The sequence below is a fragment of the Bacillus hominis genome (assembly GCF_018332515.1).
Taxonomy (GTDB): Bacteria; Bacillota; Bacilli; order Bacillales; family Bacillaceae_G; genus Bacillus_A; species Bacillus_A hominis.
In genome coordinates this window covers 1-338 of sequence record NZ_BOQD01000543.1, presented here as the reverse complement: position 1 = coordinate 338, position 338 = coordinate 1, and the positions used below count along the sequence as shown (strand labels likewise).

Annotated in this window: 1 protein-coding gene; it reads right to left on the bottom strand. The window is 33.4% G+C overall.

The genetic code is table 11. The features are described from left to right. Positions 1-4 precede the first annotated feature (4 nt). Positions 5-338, bottom strand: a 334-nt coding sequence (locus KI356_RS27240) for a glycosyltransferase (RefSeq protein ID WP_212937007.1), incomplete at its 5' end; no start/stop codon positions are given.

Genomic DNA, 338 nt, shown 5'->3' with positions numbered 1-338 from the left:
AAAATTAATCCTGTATAATTTCATATAACTTTTTTAATTCACAGCTATTACTATAATCCGTTTGAGTACAATTAGTAATTAGTCTTTTTCTCTCCTGAGGATCCTTATATAACCTTTCAATCCCATTTGCAATCCCTTCAATTGACAGTTCCGTTATATACCCATCAAATCCATTTACCACTTGACTTTCAGCTGTAGAATAATTTGTTACCATAACCGGCTTTGAAAGAATCTGAGCTTCTCCTACTGTTACAGCTTTCCCTTCATACCTTGAGGGTTGCACATACAAATCCGCTTCTTTTATATATGGATAAGGGTTAATTTGCTTACCTAATAAG